This window comes from Winogradskyella eximia (assembly GCF_003386165.1).
In the GTDB taxonomy this organism is placed as follows: Bacteria; Bacteroidota; Bacteroidia; order Flavobacteriales; family Flavobacteriaceae; genus Winogradskyella; species Winogradskyella eximia.
Genome location: NZ_QRDV01000015.1, coordinates 1 through 5,566, shown reverse-complemented (window position 1 = coordinate 5,566; position 5,566 = coordinate 1). Strand labels below are relative to the sequence as shown.

The 5,566-nt window shown below is 45.2% G+C and carries 2 tRNA genes and 3 rRNA genes; all 5 read right to left on the bottom strand.

The features are described 5' to 3' along the window. Positions 1 to 69: 69 nt before the first annotated feature. Positions 70 to 179, bottom strand: a 5S ribosomal RNA gene (rrf, locus tag DFQ10_RS18280). A gap of 138 nt (positions 180 to 317) precedes the next feature. Then, positions 318 to 3,143: ribosomal RNA gene (locus DFQ10_RS18275) — 23S ribosomal RNA — on the bottom strand. A gap of 209 nt (positions 3,144 to 3,352) precedes the next feature. Continuing rightward, positions 3,353 to 3,426: transfer RNA gene (locus DFQ10_RS18270), tRNA-Ala, on the bottom strand. A gap of 80 nt (positions 3,427 to 3,506) precedes the next feature. Then, positions 3,507 to 3,580: transfer RNA gene (locus DFQ10_RS18265), tRNA-Ile, on the bottom strand. Positions 3,581 to 3,673: 93 nt separating this feature from the next. Continuing rightward, positions 3,674 to 5,199 (bottom strand): 16S ribosomal RNA (locus tag DFQ10_RS18260). The 16S, 23S and 5S rRNA genes sit together here with 2 tRNA genes alongside, the layout of an rRNA operon. Between the last annotated feature and the right edge of the window lie 367 nt (positions 5,200 to 5,566).

Here is a 5,566-nt window from a genome sequence, read left to right as displayed (position 1 = left end):
CATAAACAAAAAAAACCCTTACTAGTTATCTAGTAAGGGTTTTACAAATATCGATTAAAATCGATATAAAAAAGGCGGCGACCTACTCTTCCACAGTAAAGCAGTACCATCGGCGCAAACGGGCTTAACTACTCTGTTCGGAATGGTAAGAGGTGAGCCCCGTCGCTATAACCACCTTAAATTTTGGTTGTTATAAATAATCAACACTAATATTGTTGACATATTGAAAAAAAGACATGATATGTTTGGTAATGTATACTTAATAAAAAAACAGACCCGCTCAGTAATCATTACTGGTCACTGAGCGAAGTCGAAGTGACAATAAGCCTATGGGTTATTAGTACTACTCGGCTATGACATTACTGCCTTTACACCTATAGCCTATCAACGTGGTCATCTTCCACGACCCTTTAAAGAAATCTCATCTTGTGGTGGGTTTCGCGCTTATATGCTTTCAGCGCTTATCCCTTCCGAACGTAGCTACCCTGCAATGCTCCTGGCGGAACAACAGGTACACCAGAGGTTCGTCCAACTCGGTCCTCTCGTACTAGAGTCAGATCCACTCAAATTTCTAACGCCCACTGTAGATAGAGACCGAACTGTCTCACGACGTTCTGAACCCAGCTCGCGTGCCACTTTAATGGGCGAACAGCCCAACCCTTGGGACCTTCTCCAGCCCCAGGATGTGACGAGCCGACATCGAGGTGCCAAACCCCCCCGTCGATATGAGCTCTTGGGGGAGATCAGCCTGTTATCCCCGGCGTACCTTTTATCCTTTGAGCGATGGCCCTTCCATACGGAACCACCGGATCACTATGCTCTACTTTCGTACCTGATCGACCTGTATGTCTCTCAGTCAAGCTCCCTTATGCCATTGCACTCTACGCACGGTTACCAAGCGTGCTGAGGGAACCTTTAGAAGCCTCCGTTACTCTTTTGGAGGCGACCACCCCAGTCAAACTACCCACCAAGCACTGTCCTTTCATTGAAAGTTAGACTCTAGATAAGCAAAGGGTGGTATTTCAACAATGACTCCACAACGCCTAGCGACGCCACTTCAAAGTCTCCCACCTATCCTACACATTACTTATCCAAAACCAATACTAAGCTATAGTAAAGGTGCACGGGGTCTTTTCGTCCCACAGCGGGTAATCGGCATCTTCACCGATACTACAATTTCACCGAGCTCATGGCTGAGACAGTGTCCAGATCGTTACACCATTCGTGCAGGTCGGAACTTACCCGACAAGGAATTTCGCTACCTTAGGACCGTTATAGTTACGGCCGCCGTTTACTGGGGCTTCATTTGAGATCTTCGAAGTAAACTTCTAAACCCTCCACTTAACCTTCCAGCACCGGGCAGGTGTCAGGCCCTATACATCATCTTTCGATTTAGCAGAGCCCTGTGTTTTTGATAAACAGTCGCCTGGACTTTTTCACTGCGGCCCCCCCAGAGGGGGGCGACGCTTCTCCCGAAGTTACGCGTCAATTTTGCCTAGTTCCTTAGCCATGAATCTCTCGAGCACCTTAGAATTCTCATCCCAACTACCTGTGTCGGTTTAGGGTACGGGCTGCTTCACTCGCTTTTCTTGGAAGTCGATTTGCTAGATTATCACCTTGACCGTAGTCTCAGTGTACTATCGCGGTGTTACCACTCGCTTCAACGTACTATTCCGTCAGTACGCACTAACTTTTCGCCTCCGTCACTTTTAGTGTGAGCAGGTACAGGAATATTAACCTGTTGTCCATCCACTACCCCTTTCGGGTTCGCGTTAGGTCCCGACTAACCCTCAGCTGATTAGCATAGCTGAGGAAACCTTAGTCTTTCGGTGTGCGGGTTTCTCGCCCGCATTATCGTTACTTATGCCTACATTTTCTTTTGTAGCTTCTCCAGCATGCCTCACAGCACACCTTCGACGACACTACAATGCTCCCCTACCACTTTTACAAGTCCATAGCTTCGGTAATATGTTTATGCCCGATTATTATCCATGCCGAACCGCTCGACTAGTGAGCTGTTACGCACTCTTTAAATGAATGGCTGCTTCCAAGCCAACATCCTAGCTGTCTAAGCAGTTCAACCTCGTTTATTCAACTTAACATATATTTGGGGACCTTAGCTGATGGTCTGGGTTCTTTCCCTCTCGGACATGGACCTTAGCACCCATGCCCTCACTGCTGATTAACATTTTATAGCATTCGGAGTTTGTCAGGAATTGGTAGGCGGTGAAGCCCCCGCATCCAATCAGTAGCTCTACCTCTATAAAACTATAAATCAACGCTGCACCTAAATGCATTTCGGGGAGTACGAGCTATTTCCGAGTTTGATTGGCCTTTCACCCCTACCCACAGGTCATCCGAACACTTTTCAACGTATATCGGTTCGGGCCTCCACTATGTGTTACCACAGCTTCACCCTGCCCATGGGTAGATCACACGGTTTCGCGTCTACCACTACTAACTAAAGCGCCCTATTCAGACTCGCTTTCGCTACGGATCCGGACCTGAAGTCCTTAACCTTGCTAGCAACGGTAACTCGTAGGCTCATTATGCAAAAGGCACGCCGTCACAGATCAAGTCTGCTCCGACCGCTTGTAAGCGTATGGTTTCAGGTTCTATTTCACTCCCTTATTCAGGGTTCTTTTCACCTTTCCCTCACGGTACTAGTTCACTATCGGTCTCTCAGGAGTATTTAGCCTTATCGGATGGTCCCGACTGATTCACACAGGGTTTCACGTGCCCCGCACTACTCAGGATACCACTATATTCACATTCTTTACTTATACCGGGCTATCACCGTCTTTGGCTTGTCTTTCCAAACAATTCTAATTCATCCTGCTTCTAATGTCGTGGTCCTACAACCCCAGCATTGCCGTAACAATACTGGTTTGGGCTAATCCAATTTCGCTCGCCGCTACTATCGGAATCACTTTTGTTTTCTTCTCCTCCGGGTACTTAGATGTTTCAGTTCTCCGGGTTCGCCTCCTTGCGGATAACATGTCTTCAACATGCTGGGTTGCCCCATTCGGATATCTACGGATCAATTTGTATGTGCCAATCCCCGTAGCTTTTCGCAGCTTATCACGTCCTTCATCGCCTCTGAGAGCCTAGGCATTCCCCATACGCTCTTATTTAGCTTATTGTACTTTTGTCTTTTTAATGAGTTACTATCTAATTATAGCTTTTGAACTAAATCATTAGCTTAAATTAGATTTTGTGATTAATTAAAAGCTCGTAAACCCTAATTAATCACTATTACTTTATAAAGAGATAAATCTCTTTATATTATTTCATGTATCTTTTTCAATATGTCAATGAACTTTCAAACATTCAGTATAACTAAACATTTTAGTGGAGAATATCGGAGTCGAACCGATGACCTCCTGCGTGCAAGGCAGGCGCTCTAGCCAGCTGAGCTAATCCCCCATTTATAAATCCTAACTTGTAGAATCCTTAATGTGAATTTAGAATTCTCAGTTCTAGAATTTCCTTTAATTATTAATTAGTAGTCTCAGGCAGACTCGAACTGCCGACCTCTACATTATCAGTGTAGCGCTCTAACCAGCTGAGCTATGAGACTCTACTTAATTATTATAAAATTAAATTAACAGCAAGAGAATAAACTAAATATTTCCTTTATATAGAACTTTCCTTATTAGTCGTCTTTCTCTAGAAAGGAGGTGTTCCAGCCGCACCTTCCGGTACGGCTACCTTGTTACGACTTAGCCCTAGTTACCAATTTTACCCTAGGCCGCTCCTTGCGGTGACGGACTTCAGGCACTCCCAGCTTCCATGGCTTGACGGGCGGTGTGTACAAGGCCCGGGAACGTATTCACCGCATCATGGCTGATATGCGATTACTAGCGATTCCAGCTTCACGGAGTCGAGTTGCAGACTCCGATCCGAACTGTGATAGGGTTTATAGATTCGCTCCTTCTCGCGAAGTGGCTGCTCTCTGTCCCTACCATTGTAGCACGTGTGTAGCCCAGGACGTAAGGGCCGTGATGATTTGACGTCATCCCCACCTTCCTCACAGTTTGCACTGGCAGTCTTGTTAGAGTTCCCGACATGACTCGCTGGCAACTAACAACAGGGGTTGCGCTCGTTATAGGACTTAACCTGACACCTCACGGCACGAGCTGACGACAACCATGCAGCACCTTGTAGATAGTCCGAAGAAATAGCTATCTCTAGCTAATGCAATCTACATTTAAGCCCTGGTAAGGTTCCTCGCGTATCATCGAATTAAACCACATGCTCCACCGCTTGTGCGGGCCCCCGTCAATTCCTTTGAGTTTCATTCTTGCGAACGTACTCCCCAGGTGGGTCACTTATCAATTTCTCTTAGCCACTCAAACCGAAATTCGAACAGCTAGTGACCATCGTTTACGGCGTGGACTACCAGGGTATCTAATCCTGTTCGCTCCCCACGCTTTCGTCCATCAGTGTCAATATATTGTTAGTGATCTGCCTTCGCAATTGGTATTCTATGTAATATCTATGCATTTCACCGCTACACTACATATTCTAACCACTTCACAATAATTCAAGATAACCAGTATCAAGGGCAATTCTACAGTTGAGCTGCAGACTTTCACCCCTGACTTAATTATCCACCTACGGACCCTTTAAACCCAATGATTCCGGATAACGCTTGGATCCTCCGTATTACCGCGGCTGCTGGCACGGAGTTAGCCGATCCTTATTCTTACGGTACCGTCAGCTAGTCACACGTGACTAGGTTTCTTCCCGTATAAAAGCAGTTTACAACCCATAGGGCAGTCTTCCTGCACGCGGCATGGCTGGATCAGGCTCTCGCCCATTGTCCAATATTCCTCACTGCTGCCTCCCGTAGGAGTCTGGTCCGTGTCTCAGTACCAGTGTGGGGGATCCCCCTCTCAGGGCCCCTATCTATCGTCGCCATGGTGTGCCGTTACCACACCATCTAGCTAATAGAACGCATACTCATCTTTTACCGCCGAAACTTTAAAGTTATCTTGATGCCAAGTCAACTTACTATGGAATATTAATCTTCATTTCTAAAGGCTATCCTCCTGTAAAAGGTAGATTGTATACGCGTTACGCACCCGTGCGCCACTCGTCAGCAAAAAAGCAAGCTCTTCTCTGTTACCGTTCGACTTGCATGTGTTAGGCCTGCCGCTAGCGTTCATCCTGAGCCAGGATCAAACTCTTCATCGTTAAATTTTAAGTCTTACGACTATTTCTTTAACAACTAATAGGAATTATTCTAGTACTCTAAATGATTTATTCTCTTGTTTGAAATTTGTCGTTTCCAACAAACTTCTTACGCTGTCAATTCAATATGTTAATGAACTTTTTCTTTACTTTTACTTAACACTATTTCGCTAAGCGGGTGCAAATATAAAACCCTTTTTTCACTCTCACAAACTTAATTTGAAAAAATATTATTTATTTTTTTAAAGCTAAATCTATCTGGAAATGAACGTCGAAACGCAACTAAATGTTTTTGTTTCGGGGTGCAAATATAAAACCCTTTTCTTATCCCACAACACCTTTTTTACTTTTATTTTAATCTTTTTTGTAA